Annotated in this window: 15 protein-coding genes; 4 read left to right on the top strand and 11 right to left on the bottom strand. The window is 70.2% G+C overall.

Features of this window, described 5'->3' with window-relative positions:
• Window positions 1-24: 24 nt before the first annotated feature.
• The gene (locus tag BLS95_RS55760) at window positions 25-210 is read right to left on the bottom strand and encodes a hypothetical protein (RefSeq protein WP_176993267.1); all 186 of its coding nucleotides are present in this window, start codon (window positions 208-210) and stop codon (window positions 25-27) included.
• A 270-nt stretch (window positions 211-480) separates the two neighbouring features.
• On the bottom strand, window positions 481-888 hold the full coding sequence (locus BLS95_RS19100; protein ID WP_090933435.1) for a MerR family transcriptional regulator: 408 nt from the start codon (window positions 886-888) through the stop codon (window positions 481-483).
• Between the two features lie 59 nt (window positions 889-947).
• Between BLS95_RS19100 and BLS95_RS19095 the strand changes: the two genes are divergently transcribed.
• Both BLS95_RS19095 and BLS95_RS19090 read left to right on the top strand, forming a co-directional pair.
• Window positions 948-1,655, top strand: a complete 708-nt coding sequence (locus BLS95_RS19095; protein WP_090933057.1) for an SDR family oxidoreductase — start codon at window positions 948-950, stop codon at window positions 1,653-1,655.
• A 139-nt stretch (window positions 1,656-1,794) separates the two neighbouring features.
• On the top strand, window positions 1,795-2,922 hold the full coding sequence (locus BLS95_RS19090; RefSeq protein ID WP_090933055.1) for a DUF3466 family protein: 1,128 nt from the start codon (window positions 1,795-1,797) through the stop codon (window positions 2,920-2,922).
• A gap of 43 nt (window positions 2,923-2,965) precedes the next feature.
• Here the strand turns inward: BLS95_RS19090 and BLS95_RS19085 are convergent, their stop codons facing one another.
• The 4 genes from BLS95_RS19085 to BLS95_RS19070 are packed head-to-tail and all read right to left on the bottom strand — an operon-like array spanning window position 2,966 to window position 6,704.
• Window positions 2,966-3,631, bottom strand: coding sequence for a response regulator (locus BLS95_RS19085; protein ID WP_090933053.1), 666 nt, complete (start codon window positions 3,629-3,631; stop codon window positions 2,966-2,968).
• Window positions 3,628-4,932 (bottom strand): sensor histidine kinase, encoded by a 1,305-nt coding sequence (locus tag BLS95_RS19080; RefSeq protein WP_245765150.1) that lies wholly within the window; start codon window positions 4,930-4,932, stop codon window positions 3,628-3,630. Before BLS95_RS19080 ends, BLS95_RS19085 begins: the two co-directional genes overlap by 4 nt.
• Window positions 4,933-4,954: 22 nt before the next feature.
• Entirely contained in the window at window positions 4,955-5,731 is a 777-nt protein-coding gene (locus BLS95_RS19075; protein ID WP_245765149.1) for an ABC transporter permease, read from the bottom strand.
• 46 nt (window positions 5,732-5,777) lie between these two features.
• Window positions 5,778-6,704 (bottom strand): ABC transporter ATP-binding protein, encoded by a 927-nt coding sequence (locus tag BLS95_RS19070; RefSeq protein ID WP_090933051.1) that lies wholly within the window; start codon window positions 6,702-6,704, stop codon window positions 5,778-5,780.
• A gap of 234 nt (window positions 6,705-6,938) precedes the next feature.
• On the opposite strand from BLS95_RS19070, the gene BLS95_RS19065 reads away from it, so the two are divergent.
• Window positions 6,939-7,478, top strand: a complete 540-nt coding sequence (locus tag BLS95_RS19065; RefSeq protein ID WP_090933049.1) for a MauE/DoxX family redox-associated membrane protein — start codon at window positions 6,939-6,941, stop codon at window positions 7,476-7,478.
• A gap of 17 nt (window positions 7,479-7,495) precedes the next feature.
• Here the strand turns inward: BLS95_RS19065 and BLS95_RS19060 are convergent, their stop codons facing one another.
• The 4 genes from BLS95_RS19060 to BLS95_RS19045 all read right to left on the bottom strand — a co-directional run bounded on the left by BLS95_RS19060 (window position 7,496) and on the right by BLS95_RS19045 (window position 10,665).
• Window positions 7,496-7,963, bottom strand: coding sequence for a S26 family signal peptidase (locus tag BLS95_RS19060; RefSeq protein WP_090933429.1), 468 nt, complete (start codon window positions 7,961-7,963; stop codon window positions 7,496-7,498).
• Between the two features lie 2 nt (window positions 7,964-7,965).
• Entirely contained in the window at window positions 7,966-9,786 is a 1,821-nt protein-coding gene (locus BLS95_RS19055) for an ABC transporter ATP-binding protein (protein WP_245765148.1), read from the bottom strand.
• A gap of 11 nt (window positions 9,787-9,797) precedes the next feature.
• Window positions 9,798-10,370 carry a TlpA disulfide reductase family protein gene (locus BLS95_RS19050; protein WP_090933047.1) on the bottom strand — a complete coding sequence of 191 codons (573 nt, stop codon included), beginning with the start codon at window positions 10,368-10,370 and terminating at the stop codon, window positions 9,798-9,800.
• A 94-nt stretch (window positions 10,371-10,464) separates the two neighbouring features.
• On the bottom strand, window positions 10,465-10,665 hold the full coding sequence (locus BLS95_RS19045) for a hypothetical protein (protein WP_090933045.1): 201 nt from the start codon (window positions 10,663-10,665) through the stop codon (window positions 10,465-10,467).
• A gap of 145 nt (window positions 10,666-10,810) precedes the next feature.
• On the opposite strand from BLS95_RS19045, the gene BLS95_RS19040 reads away from it, so the two are divergent.
• The gene (locus BLS95_RS19040) at window positions 10,811-13,645 is read left to right on the top strand and encodes an AfsR/SARP family transcriptional regulator (RefSeq protein WP_090933043.1); all 2,835 of its coding nucleotides are present in this window, start codon (window positions 10,811-10,813) and stop codon (window positions 13,643-13,645) included.
• Window positions 13,646-13,699: 54 nt separating this feature from the next.
• On the opposite strand, the gene BLS95_RS19035 is transcribed toward BLS95_RS19040, so the two are convergent.
• On the bottom strand, window positions 13,700-16,540 hold the full coding sequence (locus BLS95_RS19035; protein ID WP_176993266.1) for an AfsR/SARP family transcriptional regulator: 2,841 nt from the start codon (window positions 16,538-16,540) through the stop codon (window positions 13,700-13,702).
• Window positions 16,541-16,770 lie beyond the last annotated feature (230 nt).

Below are 16,770 nucleotides of genomic sequence, written 5' to 3'. Positions count from 1 at the left end.
CCTATAACCGGGATTTATCGGTTATCACGCGCCATCGGATAAGGGATGCCCTGCGACCGTCAACGCTCCCACCTCGGTGCGAATACGGACCGAATAGCCGGGGCCACGGCGGATGTTCCGTCCTGTGGCGAGGGCCAGGCGGACGACCTCGTCCCCAGCGATGCGCAGGATGTCGGCGAGCCGTCCGGGCACGCCGAGCGCCACGTCCACCTGTCGAGCGAGCGCTTCCTCCAGCTCACCGGGGCGCCCCATGGTTTTCCGGCGGCCTCGGGTGCCAACGGGCTGTCGGTGCGGCACAGCGCGCTGGCGATCAGTAGGGACGCGGGCGGTGACACGCCGGAGACGCTACGCGTCCGCTTGGTAGGCCGAATGCGGCACGGTCGGCTCGGCACCCGGTGGCAGGCGCCGCCCGGGTGATGGCTCGGTCAGTGCGCCACGACGTCGTGGTCTTGGCGGCGAGTCCGAACGGGGCCGCGGCGTTCACGATGTCACAGAGTGACCCGCCTCTGCGGCGACGTCCCGGTCCGGGACGTAGGTACAGCCGCTCTCCGGGCTTTCGGAGATCGCGATGACCGCGTCCAGGCGATCACGGGTCCGGGTCAGCGCGGCGATCTGGGCCTCGATGCGATCACGCTCGGCGGCGAGCCGGGCACGCGACTCCGGAGTATTGACCCTGGCCTCGACGCAGGGCAGCAGTTCGGCGATGGTCTTGCTCGACAGGCCCGCCGCGTAGAGCATCTGGATCAGCTGAACGCGGTCGGTCGCCGGCTCGGGGTAGTGGCGCTGTCCGGAGTAGCTCCGGGTCGCCTCCAGCAACCCCTGCTCCTCGTAGTAACGCAGGGCCCGCACGCTGACGCCCGACTTCGCCGCCAACTCACCGATACGCACTGTGGCCTCCGTCACCAGACTTGCCTCTGACGTCAACGTCAGGTTTTAGCGTATCCGGCATGCAGATCAATGGAGCACATGTGCTGGTGACCGGCGCCAACCGGGGCCTGGGCCGGCAGTTCGTCCTGTCCCTTCTCGAGCGTGGCGCCGGCAAGGTGTACGCCACCGCCCGCCGCCCGGACCTCATCGACGTACCAGGAGTCATCCCGCTGCGCCTCGACGTCACGGATCCGGCATCGGTGGCCGCCGCGGCCCTCGCGGCGCCCGACGTCAAGATTGTCATCAACAACGCGGGCATCGCCACCGGGGCGAACCTGGTCACCGGGGACTTGGACACGATCCGCCGCGAGATGGACACCCACTTCTACGGGACCCTCCACGTGGTCCGCGCCTTCGCGCCCCAGCTGGCCGATGGCGCGATCCTCAATGTTCTCTCGGCGCTCTCGTGGCTCGCCAACGACGGTGCGGGCGCCTATCACGCGGCGAAGGCCGCCGAGTGGGCGCTCACCAACAACGTACGTCTGGAGCTGGCCGGCCAGCGCACCCTCGTGACGGGTCTGCATCTGGGCGCCGCGGACACCGACATGATGGCCTGGTACACCGGCGACAAGAGCGCCCCCGAGGTGATCGTCGCGGAGGCCCTGGACGGCATCGAGGAGCACCGGTCCGAGGTGCTCGCCGACGACTGGAGCCGCCAGGTGAAGGCGTGGCTGTCGGACGACCCGAGCGTCATCTACCGGAAGGCGTCAGAAGCCCTCACGACCTGAGGATTTCCCCACGGTGCCCGCGAGTACGGCGAGTCGCGGGCACCCCGGCTCCGGGAACAGATAATCACCCCGTAAGAATCTTCGCCAAGAACGCCCGCAAAATCATGGTCACCCCTCATCCACCGAAAGGGACACCTTGATGCCAAGGCGAAGCGTGGCGTTCTCCTCGGTTGCACTCTGTCTGCTCGCGGGCTCGCTCGCCGGTCCACCAGCGGCGGCGGCCAATACCGCGTCCGGTCCGGCCACCTACACCTACGTCAACCTCGGCTGGCTCGGGAGCCTTCCCGTCGGCCGGCCATGGAGCGAGGCGTGGGACGTCAATGCCGCCCGGCAGGTGGTGGGATCGGGCTCCAACACCGTGAACCCGGCCGGCCATGCCTTCACCTGGCAGAACGGGCAACTGACGGCGCTGCCCGCGATCTACGCGCCCGGCGAGAATGTCGCGGCGTCCATCAACGACGCCGGGGACGTGGCCGGGCACACCCATGTCAATCGCACCGACCCTCCGCACGCGTTCATCCGCCGGAACGGGAGCACGATCGATCTGGGCACCGGATGGGGCAGCGGAAGCGGGAGCGCGGCCAAGGCCATCAACAATCAGGGTGTCGTGGTGGGGACACGTTTCCAGTACCAGGGCGGCCCGGTGCGGGCCGTACTGTGGTCCGCGAGCGGCCGGCTCCGCGACCTGGGAACGCTCGGCGGCAGCAGCGACCGTCCGTGGTCGACCGAGAGCGAGGCCCACGCCGTCAACGACAAGGGCCAGGTCGTGGGCACCGCCCTGGCGCGCAGCGGCCCTGCGCTCCATGGCTTCCTGTGGGAGGACGGCCGGATGACGGATCTCGGATCGCTCGGCGGCACCACGGAGGCCACCGTGGCGCGCGGCATCAACGAGAAGACCCAGATCACGGGTTCCTCGCAGAACGCCGCAGGGGAGATCCACGCGTTCATGTGGGACCTGGGCGTCATGCGTGACCTGGGCGTGCTGCCGGGAGGCACCAGCAGCTTCGCCTACGACATCAACGAATCCGGACACGTCGTGGGCACCTCCCGTACCAGTGCCGACTACTACGGCGCCCACGCCTTCGTCTGGGAGGGCGAGCGCATGGTCGACCTCAACACGGTGGTCACGAACCTTCCCTCGGACGTGGCACTGGAGCACGCGTTCGCGATCAATGACGATGGAGTGATCGTCGGCAGTACGTGTTACTACTGCGAGCCGGGCAAGACCGCTGACCAGCACGCGTACATGCTGATCCCCAACGGCTAGCCGCACCGCGCGTCCTTCCCCGGGTGGAGGATCGCCGGGGGAGTCAGGGCTGTTCGGGCGTTCGCGGGACGAGCAGCCTCCGGTTGAACGCCTCGGTGACGGCGGCGGCGCGGTCGTTCACCCCGAGCTTGGCGTAGATGTTCAGCAGGTGGCTCTTGACCGTGGCCTCGGTGATGAACAGGCGGGTGGCCGCCTCCTGGTTGGTGTTGCCGGCCGCCACGAGCTGAAGGACCTCCAGCTCCCGCGGGCTGAGCAGTTGCGGCGCGGGTGTCCTGACCCGGTTCATCAACCGTGCCGCCACCGAAGGCGACAGCACGCTCTCACCCCTGGCGGCGGCCCTCGCGCCCCGCAGCAGGTCCTCCCGAGGTGCGTCCTTGAGCAGGTAGCCGGTCGCGCCCGCCTCGATCGCCGGCAGCACGTGGGTGTCGGTGTCGTAGGTCGTCAGCACCAGCACCCGCGCGGTGACGCCGAGCCTGGTCAACTCGGTGATCGCGGTCAGCCCGTCCATGCCGGGCATGCGCAGGTCCATGAGGATCACGTCGGGCTGGAGCTCCTGGGCGAGCCGTACGGCCGCGGCCCCGTCCGCTGCCTCGCCCAGCACCTCGAATCCGGGCGCGGAGGCGAACATGCTGCTCAGCCCATCCCTGACGACGGGATGGTCATCCACGATCAGCAGCCGGATCAGGTCCTCGGCCGCGCGATCGGTCATGCGTGGCTCCCGGCCGGCAGGAAGGGGACGCAGGCCGAGATCCCGGTGCCGGCGCCGGGCGCGGACTCGATCCGCAGGCTCCCGGACAGCCCTTCGACGCGCTGACGCATGATGGACAGGCCGAACCCACCGCCGCGGGACGACGGCCCCGGACTGCCGTTCGCGGCCGTGCCGGCTTCGAGACTCACGGGATCGAAACCCCTGCCGTCGTCACGTACGTCCAACGCCACCTCGTGCTCCAGATAGGACAGCGTCACCCCGACCCTGGTCGCGTGCGCGTGCTTGGCCACGTTGGCCAGGGCCTCCTGTGCCGTGCGCAGCAGCGCGAACTCGACCTCGGGCGTCATGGCCCGCACCGTGCCGGTCGTCGTGACCTGGACGGCGAGCCCGTGCAGCTTCGACCACCGGTCGGCGACGTCGGCAAGGGCGTCGTTCAGGCGCGAGGTCTCCAGCGGCTCGGGCCGCAGCGCGTCGACCGAGCGCCGGGCCTCGGACAGGCTCTCCCTGGCCAGTCTCTTGACGGCGTCGAAGGGCCGGCGCCACTGTGCCGGGACGTCGTGCATCTGCTCGGCCGCCTGAAGCTGCGCGATGATCCCGGTGAGCCCTTGGGCCAGGGTGTCGTGGATCTCGCGGGCCATCCGCTGGCGCTCCTCGAGAACTCCCGCCTCCCGGGCGTGGGCGAGCAGCTGGGCGTGCAGGCCGGCGTTCTCGGCGAGCGTCGCCTCCAGCACCCGATTCGTCCGGCTCAGCTCGGCGAGGGCCTGCTCGCGCTGCTCCCTCTCCTGCTCGACGAGCCGCAGCACCCAGGCGGTGACGCCCATGAGGCCGACGTTGGCGACGACGATGGTCAGGTGCAGGGTCAGACCGAGCGCGGTCGTCACGTCGACGGTGGAGGCCTGCGCGATGCCGGCCAAGACCGCCACGGCGGCCACGCTCGGAAGCCGCCATGGCCAGGGCAGGACAGCGAAGGCGTAGATGTACGGCGCAGGGGTGAACAACCCGAACATGGGATCCCGTATAACCAGGATCGCCGTGATCACCAAGAGGCCGGTGAAGAACACCGCCATGATGCGTGGCCGCTCCCACCAGGCGGGACGCAGGGTGAACATGCCGAGCATCCACGCCGCGGCCAACCCGCACAGGCCGAGATCGACGAGCAGGGAGTCGTCCGCCGAGGGCCCTCTCATCACCTTGAAGCCGACAAGCGCGGCAAGCAACGTGTACGGCACCGCGGTGACCAGGAGGAACGGTGGCTGCTCTCGCGCCGCGGACCACTGCTCGGGCCGCCTCCACCTGCTCAAGATTCCCTCCTCCTCGCCGAGTCTATTCCCAGCGGAACCAGTGGACCGCGATGACCGCGCACCCGGCCGCGTACGCCGCCAGGATGACGAGGGGGAGCGCGGACGGGAAGTGGCCCAGGTAGGCGTCCTGGAACGCCTGCATGCCGGCGCCGAGTGGAGTGTAGTGGCTGATGGTCTGCAGCACCGGCGGCATTTGCGCGATCGGCACCCAGAGCCCGGCGAAGAACATCATCGGGAAGAACAACACCGTGCCGATCGCCGAGGCCGAGCTACGTCCGGGCACCAGTGCGGTGATCAGCAGGCCGATGGCGAGCAGCGCGGCGGCCGCGAGCAGCCAGGCCACGGCGAAGCCGATGAGGTGCCGCGGCAGGGCGACGCCGAAGCCGAGCCCGGCCACCGCGAGGAACAGGATCATCGCGACGAGCGCGATGGCGAGGTTGGCCACGAGCTGGGCGGTGAGCAGGCGGGCCGGGCCGACCGGCGTGGCCTGCATGCGTCGCAGTACGCCGTTCTCCCGGTAGCCCGCGAGCGTGGCCGGCAGCGCGGTCATGGCCAGGATGGCCAGGTTGAAGATGATCAGGACAGGGACGTACATGTCGAAGATGGTCAGGCCGCCGGCGGCCTCCAACGGTTTCCGCAGGACGGGGAGGCTGCCGAGAATGATCAACACGATCAGCGGGCAGCCGACGCCCCAGATCGGCGCGACCTTGTCGCGGAGGCACAGCTTGCTCTCGATTGTGACGAGCCTCCACGTGGCCGATCCGCGCGTGGCGGCGACCGGGGATGCGGCGGCGTTCATGGCTGACACCTGCATGTTTCCTCTCTCTGTGGTCTTCGTGGTCGCGCTAGTTGGGGTCGGAGACGGTGTCGAGACGTTTGCCGGTGAGCTCGACGAACGCGTCCTCCAGGCTCGTCTGCTCCACCCGCAGCCGTTCGGCCACGATCTGGTTGCGGGCCAGCAGGGCGGTGACGGCGTTGAGCGCGTTGTCGTTGCCCTTGACGAAGACCAGTTCGCCCCGGCGGGTGACGCTGGAGACGTCGGGCAGGCTCGCCAGCAGCCGGTCGTCCATCGGCCGGGACGGGCGGAACTGGATCCGCTGCTCGATGCGGGCCCGTTCGGTGAGGCCGGCCGGGGTGTCCACCGCGACGACGCGGCCCGCGTCGATCAGCGCCAGCCGGTCGCACAACCGCTCGGCCTCCTCCATGAAGTGGGTGACCAGCACGATCGTCACGCCGCGGGAGCGCACACCCTCGATCAGGTCCCAGGTGTCGCGGCGTGCCTGCGGGTCAAGGCCCGTCGTGAGCTCGTCGAGTATCGCCACCCGAGGGTTGCCGACCAGCGCCAGCGCGATCGACAGCCGTTGCTTCTGGCCGCCGGACAATTTGCCGTAACCGGTTTTCGCCTTGTCGGCCAGGCCGAGGCCGTTCATCAGCGCGCGCCAGTCGGCCGGCCTGGGATAGAAGGAGCTGTACAGTTCCAGGGCCTCGGCGACCTGCAGCCGGTCGGGGAGCTGGCCGGCCTGCAACTGGACGCCGAGCCGCCGGGTCATCTCGGCGCGGTCCCGGCGGGGGTCGAGCCCGAGCACCGTGATCTCGCCCCGGTCCGGCGTGCGGAGGCCCTCGATGCACTCCACGGTCGTGGTCTTGCCGGCGCCGTTCGGGCCGAGGATTCCGAAGATCTCACCCTCCTGCACGGTGAGCGAGACATCGTCGACCGCGACCTTGTCGTCATAGCGCTTGTGGAGGTTGCGTACCTCGATCACCGGTGGCATGCGACGTCCCTTTCGGGCTTGGCTCATGAGGCGGTTGGTTGCGTTCAGCCTGCTACGACGAGCACTTGGGCCAACACCGGCCAGTGGACGGGAGTTGGCTGCCGAATGGTGGGGCCGTCGAGTCGACCGAGCGGATGGTGGCGATCCACCGATCGGTGGATCGCCACCCGGACGATGAGGAGAAATAATGTTTCCGGCAGCCACCTCGACAGGCCGCGGTGATACAGAAGAAGCATGATGGATTACGTGATCCTGGGTTGTCGCCTGCTGTTAGTCGGGATATTCCTGACGTCCTTGGCCGGCAAGGTGCGCAGTCGTCAGGCGTTCCGTGAGTTCCTCACGGCGACCGCGACGTTGCTGGACGTCGCTCCCGAGCCGGCCCGAAGGCTCGGCATGCTCGCGATGGCGGCGGAGGCGGCGATCGTGGTGCTGGTCATCGTGCCGGCCACCGTGCCTTTCGGGTTCGCCCTGTCGGCCGTCACGCTCGGCGGCTTTGCCTACGCGCTCGTCCGTGCCCTGAAGCGCGGCAATGCGGCCCCCTGCCACTGCTTCGGCGCGTCCGCCGCGCCCGTCCGCAAGCTTCATGTGGTTCGCAACGTGGTGTTGATCGTGCTGGCCCTCATGGCGCTGGTGGCGACGTTCGGCGGGATGTCACACGCCGTCGAGATCCCGGGCGTCGTGATCACAGCGCTGGCCGCGTTGGTGTGCGTGATGCTCGTCGTACGCCTGGACGATCTCGCGGAGTTGTTCGGCCCCACCGCCGCGCGGCGCTGACGGCGGCCCGAGCACTCTCACCAAGATGGCGGCCGCACCGCGAGCTTGTCCCCTCCGAGCCGGCGGATCGCGATGCCGAGCACGCGCTCGGCCGGGACGGCGCCGAAATGCCGTGAGTCCCTGCTGACGGCATGATTGTCCCCGAGCACCAGCAGCATCCCGGACGCGACCACGCCGGTGCCCCGGGCCCACCGGGGAAGGAAGTCGGGCTCGGGATCGCCGGGCAGGGCGACCACCCGCTTGACGATCCATGGAATGCCGCGGGCACCGGTCGGGTCGCCCGGCCGGCAGGGGCCCGACTCCCGCACCACGACCACGTCACCCAGGCGTACGCCTGCGAGCGGCACCCGCCGCACCAGCAGCCGGTCGCCCGGGTGAAGCGTGGGTATCATGCTGGGCCCGCTGACCGACACGATGACCATCCGGCGCCGTATCCCGAGCACGGCGGCCACCAGCAGCACCGCACCGATGCCGATGAGGAGCATGGTCACGCCATGGCCTCCGGGGCGGACGAGCGATAGCCGGCCGCCTGGACCGAGAACAGCCGGGCGTACGCCCCGTCGAGCGCGATCAGGTCGTCATGGGTTCCCTCCTCGGCGATCCGCCCGTCCGAGAGCACGACGATGTGGTCCGCCTCACGGACCACGCCCATTCGGTGGGAGATCAGCAGGCTCGTCAATCCCTGGCGGTGCGCGCGCAGCCGGGCATGCACCTCGCTCTCCGCCTCGGCGTCCAGCGCGGAGCTGGGCTCGTCGAGAATGAGCAGGTCGGGGCGGTCGAGGACGAGGCCGCGGGCGATCGCCAGCCGTTGCCACTGCCCGCCGGACAGAACGACCCCGGTGCTGGGATCCTCACGGTCGGCCTCGGAGAAGAAGAGCCGGGTCAGCAGCGTCTCGTATCCCTGGGGCAGCGCCGCCAGAACGTCGTGGACGCCGGCGCGCCGCGCGGCCCCCTCTATCCGGCTCTGGTCGTGCAGCGCGGTGAGGTCGCCCATGGCGACGTTCTCCCGCGCCGTCAGGTCGAATGCCGTCGCGTCCTGGAAGACGGCGCGGATCCGGGTCCGCAGATCCGCCGGATCAAGGTCGCGCAGATCGACACCGTCCCAGAGCACGGCGCCCCGGACCGGGTCGTAGAGCCGGCACAGCAGCTTCACCAGCGTGGACTTGCCGGCGCCGTTGAGCCCCACGACGGCTGTGGAGGCCCCGGCCGCAAGCACCAGGTTCACTCCGCGAAGCACCCACGGCTGGTCGTCGGCGTACCGGAACCAGACGTCGCGCAACTCGATGCCCTGCCGCAAAGGCGGCGCCGGCCGCGGCTCGGCCCGAACGGGCAGGTCGGGTGCCGCGTCGACCACCAGCAGGTAGTGCCCGAACAGGAGCAGCGCCTGGTGCGCCACGACGATCTCGTTGACCAGGCCGGCGAGAGCCGCCTGAACCGCGCCGACGGCGGCCACCACGAGAGCGACGTCTCCGACGGTCAGCGCTCCGCTCACCGCCGAGCGCACCGTCCACAGCAGCAGCGCGCCGGCCACGACCGCGCCGAACGCGGCGAGCGCACCCTGAACGGCCACCTCACGCCGGTCGATGCGGCGGTGCGCCCGGTTGATGGTGCTGATCTCCTCTGCCATGCGGCGCCACAGGTACGGTCCCACGCCGAAGAGCCGCACCTCCTTGGCCGCGTCCGGGTCCGTGAGGAGACCCGCGTAGAAGAGCCCCCGCCGCTCCGCCTGACCGACCCGCGCCACCATCTCGGCCCGGCGCCGGCTCAAGGCCAGCTCGGCCAGGACCGCCGGCACCGCGCTCAGCAGCACCGCCACGGCGATCCAGGGACCGAGGAGCAGCAGGGTGCCCGCGAAGCCTGACACCAGGAGCAACGCCCTGACGACCCCGATCCCCGCGTCGACCACCGCTCCAGGACTGGTGACACCGGCGGACCGTGCGATCTGCACGTGGTCGAGAAACTCCGGGTCCTCGAAGCGGCGCAACCCGGCGAAACGGTCGACCGCGGCGTACAGGCGCGCCGTCGACTCCATGGTCACCAAGCGCTCGGTCTCCGCTCGCAGGTAACGGGCGGCGTGCGGGACCAGCGCGGTGACGACCCCGGCGACGCCCAGGGCGACGGTGAGCCCGAGGACGTCCGCCCACCGCATCACCCCGGCGGCAAGGTGATCGATGACGGCCTTCGTGAGCCAGGCGATGGCCAGGGGCGCGATCCCGCCGAGAGCCGCGAGTGCCAGGTATCCGGCGACATGGCCGGGTGCGGCACGCCGGGCGAGCTCCAGCGCGCGAGCGGCTGAGCGGAACTTCATGGGCGAGCGGATCAGCCGGCGGCCGGGAGGACCACGGCGTCGCGGGCGGAGATGGACGTCAACTCGTAGTCCGAGGCCCGAACCACGCCGTCCTCGACGAGCATGAACACCGGGAAACCGGTGACCTGGAACGCCTGCTGCACGGGGCCCTGATCGGGCTCGACCACGACGGTGGCCACCGGCAGGAGCTGTTCGACCAGGTCGGCTGCCGTTTCGGGCGTGCCGGTCACCACGGCGAGGATGGCGTCAGGGCCGGCGGGCCTGCTGGCCGCGTACTCGATGAACGCGGGAAGGCGCTCCTTGCACGGGCTGCAGCTCGGAGAGAAGAAGCCGATGAGGGGGTGATCGCCGAGCGTGTCCAGCGTGACCGGGCGGCCGTCGACGCTCTCGGCGGTGAAGGCGCCGGCCGGCGCTCCGGCGGCGAGCGCGATGTCGCCTGCGCCGCCGGGGAAACCGCTGCCGCCGCGCAGTTCCGCGAGCTCGGCGGTGTGCTCGCGAAGCCGGCGGATTATGCCCAGCGCGAGCAGCAGGTTGGCGATGGCCAGCACCGCTACCAGGGCGGTGGCCACGGTGAGATAGTGCATCGGGGCTCCTTCCGGTGGAGGACGAAGGGGGATGGCTCGTACGGGCCGGTCGCCCCCCGGATCGCTGGCGACCGGCCCGGCGCATGTGGTTCTCTCAGCAGCCGTTACCGACGAACCTGCAGACGTAGCACTCGTACTTGCCGTTCTGGTAGCAGCACTGCTTGGCGAAGTACCTGGCCCCTTGGCAGTAGCAGAAGACCTCTGAGCAGATCAGCGCGGCCGCCGCGGACGCGTGTGCCTTGGGTGCCACCATGCCGACCAGCCGATCGGCGAGCTTGTTGACGAGCCGGGTCATGAGTTCCTCCAGGAAATCGAGGCGTGCGTTGATCTGGAAGAAGCTTAGAAATGCCCGTTTATACATTGGCTTGTCGTGTGCTATGACTATCCTTCGCGGCTCGCTGAGCGTGCACTGCGTCACACCTGACGACCGGGGAGGTTGATTGCGGTTCGGCATCCTCGGGCCGGTCGAGGTGATGGGTCCGGGAGGCCCCACCGCGATCGGGCGTCCCAGGCACCGCGCCCTGCTGGCCTACCTCCTGCTGCACGCCGACAAGGTGGTGGCACGCGACCGGCTGATCGAGGCGATCTGGGGTGGCGCCGAGCCGGGCTCCGCGCGAGCCCAGATCCACGTGGCCGTATCCGAGTTACGCCGCGCCCTGCGGCAGCAGGGCCTGGAGAAAGTCATCGTCACCCAACCAGGCGGATACCAGTTCGTCCTGGCTGACGGTGACCTTGATCTGGACGTGTTCAATCGTCAGGTCAAGGCGGCTCATGACCTGGAAAAGCACGACCTGGAGGAATCGGCTCGCGGGCTGCGCGCGGCGCTGCGGTTGTGGCGGGGCGAGGCGCTGGCCGACATCACGGCGTCGTACGCCCGCCCGGCCCGGCAGGGGCTGCACGAGCAGTGGCTTCGCGCGCAGGAACTGCTGGCCGACGCCGAGCTCGCGCTGGGCCGTCACGACTCCCTGATCCCCGAGCTGACCCGGCTGTTCGAGGCCCACCCCGCGCGCGAGCGCCTGGCCCGCAAGCTGATGCTCGCCCAGTATCGCGCGGGCCTGCAAGCCGAGGCGCTGCGCACGGCCAGACGGCTACGCGCCCGGCTCGTCGAGGAGCAGGGGCTCGACCCGAGCGCACAGTTCTGGCTGCTGGAAAAGGCCGTACTCAACGCCGACCCCGCGCTGGACCCGGAGCCGGAGCCCCCCGTGCGTGCGGGCGCCGTCGCACCGGCCCAGCTTCCCTTCGACACGGGAGGCTTCACCGGCCGGGAGCGCGAGCTCGCGGAGCTGGACGTGCTGGCCGACGTGCGCGACAGGGCAGCGGTGGTGCTGATCGTGGGTACCGCGGGGGTGGGTAAGACCGCCCTCGCGGTGCGCTGGGCCCACCGCCACCGCGAGCGGTTCCCCGGCGGTCAGCTGTACGTGAACCTGCGCGGGTTCGACCCGGATCGGCCACCGCTGCGGCCCGGCGAGGTGCTGCGCCGCTTTCTGTCCTCGCTGGGGGTGGAGCAGGGGACCGTGCCCGATGACGTGGACGAGGCCGCCGCTCTGTTCCGGTCGGTGCTGGCGCGGCGGAGCGTACTGGTCGTCCTCGACAATGCGGCCGATGCCGAGCAGGTACGGCCGCTGCTGCCCGGCTCGGCGGGCAGCGCCGTCCTGGTGACCAGCCGCAACCGGCTGCGCAGGCTGGTGGCCGTTGAGGGCGCCGGCTCCCTGCACCTCGACCCGCTCACCGAGGAAGAGGCGGTCGGCCTGCTTCGTGGCACGCGGACGGACGCGACCGACGACGAGGAGTCGGTCCGGCAGGTGGCTCTGCGGTGCGCCTGCCTGCCGCTGGCGCTGCGGCTGGCGGCGGCGCAGATGGCGGGCCGGCAGGGGCTCACCTTCGCTGATTACGCCCGGGAGCTCGCCGCCGACGACGCACTGTCCGTACTCGACGAGCACGGGGACATGGGAGGCGCGGTCAGCGGCGCCTTCCGGCTCTCCTACCAGGCGCTCGCCCCGGCCTCGCGGCGTCTGTTCCGGCTGCTGAGCCTGGTGCCGGGGCCGGACTTCCCGCCCGTCACGGCGGCCGCCCTGCTCGGCGTCACCCCGTCCGGGGTACGCCGTCCCCTCGAAGAGCTGTGCATCGGTCATCTGGTCTCCGAACACGCGCCCGGCCGGTACACCATGCACGACCTGCTCCGCCGGTATGCCGCCGGCGCATGCGCGAATGACGAGCCGGAGTCCGGACGGGAGGAGGCGGCGCGGCGCCTGGTGGACTTCTACGCGGAGACCGCGTTCGAGGCGTACCCGCTGCTCCAGCCCCGCCGGCTGGAAGGCGACCGCGCGTTGACCTACCTCCCCCGGCAGCCGCTGCGCTTTGCCGACAGGGCCTCCGCCCTGGAGTGGCACGACCAGGAGCGCGAGAACCTCGTGGGAGCCATCGCCATGGCCGCCGAGCGCGGGTGGTACCGGACGGCATGGCAGCTGACGGCCGACCTGCTCGCCTACTTCGTCATCCGCCGCCGGTGGCCGGAGTGGCTGTCCGCGCTGCGAGCGGGGCGGCTCGCCGCCGGGCGGAGCGCCGACCCGGTGGCCGTGGCGCACATGGAGAACGCCCTCGGGATGGTCCACAAGCAGATGGGCAGGTACGCCGCCGCCCGTACGCACTACGCGCGTGCCATCGAGCTGGCCTCGGCCGCCGGCGACCGGCGCTCGGTCGCCAGATCCAACGCCAACCTGGGCGGGCTCTGCGTCACCGAGGGCGATCTCGAGGCCGGCGTGCGGCACCTGTGGACCGCCCTGGACATTCCCGAGTACGGGCAGCAGCCGCAGCATGCGGTCGCGGCCCACATCAACCTCGGATGCGCGCTCATCGACATGGAGAGGTATCCGGAGGCGACCGACGCGCTCGATCGTGCCCTCGCGTTCGCCGCCGAGATCGACGACGTGCAGCAGGCCGCCTACTGCCATCACAACCTGGCCGAGATCGCACTGCGCCGCGGCGACCAGGTCATCGCTCGTCGGCACGCCGACAGGCAGTTGCGGCTCGCGGAGGCGATCGGCGACCCCATGCGCCGGGCCGCCGCCCTGGACTGCCTCGCCTCGGCCCTGGCCGCCGAGGATCGAGCCGCCGCCCGGGAGCACTGGTCGGCCGCGCACCGGATCTACCAGGGCCTCGGCCACCACATCAGCACGGTGCTGGCGGAGTGGCTGCGGGTGTTCGACTCCCTCGATCCCGCCGAGTTGGCCGCCGCCGACGAGGCCCGCCGCCGCAGGTGCCGCCGCCTCATCTGACCAAGTGGCGAAAGCAGAAGACAGGGAGGCGTGGCTGCCGGCGGGCGTTGCGGATCACGAGGGCGGGGGCCGGTGGAGTTTGGGGCGGATCGCGTCGGCGGCGGGATGACGGAGCTCGTCGAGGATGTCCAGGGCCTGCCGCCAGTCACGGCGGGCGGCATCGTGATCGCCGACCCTGTGATGGGTGTCGCCGAGGTGGTCGAGGGTCTCAGCCTCGTAGAGGCGGTCACCGGAGATCCGGACCAGGCGAAGGGAGGTCTCGTAGCACGTGATGGCCTCCTCGTACCGGCCCAGGTGATGGTAGGCGAATCCCAGGCTGTCCCACGAAGCCGCCTGGCCGTTGTAGGCCCCGATCTCCTCATGCAGGCTGATCGCCTGCTGGAAATAGGCCAGGGCCTGGTCGTGGTGGCCCAGTTGGGCCAGGCACCAGCCGTAGGCGTTCAGGGAGTTGGCCCGCCCGTAGCGTTCTTCTGTGCCCTCATAGAGGTCGAGGGACCGCCGGGCATGAGGGAGCGCCTGCTCGTAGTCGCCGCGTACCAGGGACAGCCAGCAGAAGTGGTAGTGGGCGAGGGCCTGTCCTGGGACGTCGCCGAGCTCGTGCAGGAGGTCCAGTCCGCGCCGCAGATGGTGGACGGCCTCGTCGTGGCGGCCCAGATGGGTGTAGGCCACGCCGAGCCCGTGGTGGGCCAGAGCCTGCCCGGCCCGGTCGGCCAGCCGCTGGGCGGCGCTCAGGCCGGCGTGGTGGGTGGCGGCCTGGTCCTGCCAGTGCCCACGCCGCTGGAAGAAGGTGAACAGGGCCCAGGCCAGTTGCCAGACGTGCGTGTCGAACCCGGTAGCGGCGGCCTGTTCGATGACGGCGAGCAGCACGGAGTGCTCGGCGTTGAACCAGGTCATCGCCTGCTCGCGGTCGGCCAGTTCCTCCAGCACGACGCCCTTCCGCGCCGGAACGAGCGTGATGGGCTCGCGGTGGGGGTTGAGAAGCAGGGCGGCGGCATGCCCGGTGTGCAGGTAGTGGTCGAGCATGCGGTGCCTCGCGGCCTGCACGTCGTCCTGGTTCTCGGGTTCCTGGGCCTGCTCGGCGGCATAGGCGCAGAGCAGGTCGTGCAGGCCGTACCGGCCGGGATTGACCTCGTTGATCAGGTGGGCGCGGGAGAGCTCGGTCAGCAGCGCCCGCGTCTCTCTGAGCGGGAGCCCGGCGAGGCTGGCCGCGGCCGGTAACGGGATGTCCGGACCAGGGTGCAGGGAGAGCAGCCTGAACAGGCGGGCCGCCCCTTTGCCGAGGGTGTGGTACGACCACGAGAACACGGCCCGGACGTCGGTGGCGCTGTCTCCGTCGGCGAACGCGTCCAGCCCGCCCCTGGACTCCCTCAGCTCCCGGGCGAGCGCCGCGAGGGGGAAGGCGGGATACATGGCCGCGCGGGCGGCCACCACGGACAACGCCAGCGGCAGCCGGGCGCACCGGGTGATGATCTCCGCCACCGTTTCCGGTTCGGCGCCGACCCGCTCCTGTCCGAGGCGGGCGGCCATGAACTGGTATCCCTCGGACTCGGTGGGCAGGTCGAGGATCAGCGGCTGGGCGCCTTCGAGGGCCACCAGTCCGGAGAGCCGGTTGCGGCTGGTCACCACGACATGGCAGCCTGGCGCCCCCGGCAGCAGCGGCCGGACCTGTTCCGCGTCGCGCGCGTTGTCCAGCAGGATGAGCACGCGCTTGCCGGCGATCGAGCTGCGATAGAGCCCGATCTGGGCGTTCAGGTCGGTGGGGATCTGGGCATTGGCCACCCCCAGTCCATCCAGCAGGCAGCGAATCGCCTCGGACGGGGGCATGACGGACTCCGAAGGGCCGAAGCCCCGCAGGTTCACGTACAGTTGCCCGTCACTGAAGCGATCCCTCGTCCGATGCGCCCAGTGGACGGCCAGCGTCGTCTTGCCCACCCCGGCGGTGCCGGAGATCGCCGAGATCACCATGGCGGCCGGCTCGCGGGCGGTGTCGTCCGGCAGGTGTGTCTCCAGCTTTTCGAGGTGGGTCTCGCGACCGGTGAACTCGTTCAGATCGGGAGGGAGCTGCGCGGGCAGCAGATAGGAGGACGGGGGCTTCAGCTGCTGCGGGGGAGCGGCCGGCGCGGGCACCTCGTCCGGCTCCGCCGCCGGCCTGCGCGCGGCGGTGATCCGTTCTCGCGGGTCCGCGCCGCTCGCCGTGAGATCCAGTTTCTCGCTGCTGATCGTCATGAGGGTCTCGTCGTCCCGGAGCACGGCTTCGTGAACCCATCTCAGCAACGGGCCGGGTTCGACGCCGAGCTCGGTGTCGAGGGTCTGACGCGTCTCGCTGTGCACCTCCAGCGCTTCGGCGCGGCGTCCGGACCGATAGAGCGCGAGCATCAGGTACGCGCGCAGCCGCTCGTGGTACAGGTGGGTCCGGGTGATCTCGGGCAGGTCGACGGCGAGTTCGGCATGCCGGCCCAGGTCCAGTTGCACGGCCACGAGTTCCTCGTACGTCAGTACGCGCTGCGCCTCCAGATAGCGGGCCTGGGCGTCGATCAGCGGTATGTCGTCCAGGCCGCTGTAGGCCGGGCCCCGCCACAGTGCCAGTGCCTGTCGTAACGTCGTACCGGCCACTTCCAGGTCACCGCGGTGCCGCGCGGCCCGGCCCTCCGCGACGAGGCCGGTGAAACGCCGGGCGTCCATCTCCTCCGGCGCCATGACGATCGCGTAACCCGCGGCGCTGTGGACGATGCGGTCGCCGTCGCCGAGGGCGTGCCGCAGCCGGTGCACATAGAGCTGAGCGGTCTTCCGCGCGCTTCGCGGCTGGTGCTCGTGCCAGAGGGCGTCGATCAGGTCATCGATCGTCGTCACCTCGCCCGCCCTGCACAACAGGACCGCCAGCATGCGACGCCACATCTCCGCTCCCAGCATCACGGGAGCGCCCTGACGTCTTACCTGCAAGTCACCCAGAACGCGAAATTCCAGCGCGTGCAAACGCCCCCAGCCCTTCGTGATGAGAGGCCGACATGTATGCCCTCTTCACCACGTTGCCAAGCACGCTTTCTCTTGCAACAAGAAGAGTTTGCGAGATGTCCGGGTTTTTGTCCTGATTTGGTGCTGTGCTATCGGCACTGTACCCGAAACCC

This window comes from Nonomuraea jiangxiensis (assembly GCF_900099965.1).
Taxonomy (GTDB): Bacteria; Actinomycetota; Actinomycetes; order Streptosporangiales; family Streptosporangiaceae; genus Nonomuraea; species Nonomuraea jiangxiensis.
This window is presented reverse-complemented; position numbering and strand designations above follow the sequence as displayed.

Excerpts from the sequence above, each read along its gene's own strand:
- BLS95_RS19095 (WP_090933057.1), top strand. The coding sequence starts at position 948 with ATGCAGATCAATGGAGCACATGTGCTGGTGACCGGCGCCAACCGGGGC.
- BLS95_RS19055 (WP_245765148.1), bottom strand. The coding sequence starts at position 9,786 with ATGAAGTTCCGCTCAGCCGCTCGCGCGCTGGAGCTCGCCCGGCGTGCC.
- BLS95_RS19065 (WP_090933049.1), top strand. The coding sequence starts at position 6,939 with ATGATGGATTACGTGATCCTGGGTTGTCGCCTGCTGTTAGTCGGGATA.
- BLS95_RS19090 (WP_090933055.1), top strand. The coding sequence starts at position 1,795 with ATGCCAAGGCGAAGCGTGGCGTTCTCCTCGGTTGCACTCTGTCTGCTC.
- BLS95_RS19035 (WP_176993266.1), bottom strand. The coding sequence starts at position 16,540 with ATGTGGCGTCGCATGCTGGCGGTCCTGTTGTGCAGGGCGGGCGAGGTG.
- BLS95_RS19050 (WP_090933047.1), bottom strand. The coding sequence starts at position 10,370 with ATGCACTATCTCACCGTGGCCACCGCCCTGGTAGCGGTGCTGGCCATC.
- BLS95_RS19045 (WP_090933045.1), bottom strand. The coding sequence starts at position 10,665 with ATGACCCGGCTCGTCAACAAGCTCGCCGATCGGCTGGTCGGCATGGTG.
- BLS95_RS19075 (WP_245765149.1), bottom strand. The coding sequence starts at position 5,731 with ATGAACGCCGCCGCATCCCCGGTCGCCGCCACGCGCGGATCGGCCACG.
- BLS95_RS19060 (WP_090933429.1), bottom strand. The coding sequence starts at position 7,963 with ATGCTCCTCATCGGCATCGGTGCGGTGCTGCTGGTGGCCGCCGTGCTC.
- BLS95_RS19070 (WP_090933051.1), bottom strand. The coding sequence starts at position 6,704 with ATGCCACCGGTGATCGAGGTACGCAACCTCCACAAGCGCTATGACGAC.
- BLS95_RS19085 (WP_090933053.1), bottom strand. The coding sequence starts at position 3,631 with ATGACCGATCGCGCGGCCGAGGACCTGATCCGGCTGCTGATCGTGGAT.